This window comes from Vallitalea maricola, assembly GCF_036985595.1.
GTDB classification, from domain to species: Bacteria; Bacillota; Clostridia; order Lachnospirales; family Vallitaleaceae; genus Vallitalea; species Vallitalea maricola.
This window is the reverse complement of sequence record NZ_BTPU01000201.1, coordinates 1-275: the sequence shown is the minus strand read 5'-3', so window position 1 is coordinate 275 and position 275 is coordinate 1. Positions and strand designations below refer to the sequence as shown.

1 protein-coding gene is annotated in these 275 nt (G+C 45.5%); it reads right to left on the bottom strand.

Going from position 1 to position 275, the window contains the following annotated elements:
- On the bottom strand, positions 1–196 hold a 196-nt coding region (locus tag AACQ14_RS23870), incomplete at its 3' end, for a hypothetical protein (RefSeq protein WP_339366038.1).
- Positions 197–275 lie beyond the last annotated feature (79 nt).

Here is a 275-nt window from a genome sequence, read left to right as displayed (position 1 = left end):
TTAACAACGACTTGTGTTCAGCAAGATTACTCGCTGTAATAGTATATTGAATCTTATCTGTTGGATAAGGGTCAATATGATGATCGCCTACAGTATATCCGGCAGGAAGCTCTGTTATTCCACCCGTCCACTCAGGGATTGAACCATCCGCATTAGCAGCACGTGTTGCACCTAACGGGGTTAACTCTGACGACAATGTTGCCGCCTGCTCGGCCGGTATTTTAGCTAAAGCGCCGGCTGATAAGACCATAGAGATGGTCAATGATAATAGTTTG